Consider the following 339-nt stretch of genomic DNA (forward strand, 5'->3'; position numbering starts at 1 on the left):
TAGGGTTCAGCGGTATCGTGGCATTTGACCCAGCAGTAGCTCCGACGTATCCAGCCGGTCAAGTGGTGACGTTCAACGGTAGCACGTATGTCACCAATGTAGCCTCGCCAACAGGCACGCCGGGCACTTCCCCGGATTATACGTTATTAGCAAGTGCAGGAGCCACAGGAGGAACAGGGGCTACTGGGGCAGGGGTAACTGGTGTCACTGGAGAAACAGGAGTAACGGGTGCAACCGGTATTGCTGGAGTAACCGGAGCCACAGGAGTAACAGGATTGACGGGTGAAACCGGTGTGACTGGGGCCACGGGCACAGCCGGGGTCACTGGAGCCACCGGTG

At 58.7% G+C, this 339-nt stretch carries 1 pseudogene; it reads left to right on the forward strand.

Annotated features, from left to right (window positions below):
* Positions 1–339 (forward strand): annotated as a pseudogene (locus M3629_RS28205) (exosporium glycoprotein BclB-related protein); the annotation flags it as partial.

The organism is Paenibacillus polysaccharolyticus (assembly GCF_023714295.1).
GTDB lineage: Bacteria > Bacillota > Bacilli > Paenibacillales > Paenibacillaceae > Paenibacillus > Paenibacillus polysaccharolyticus_A.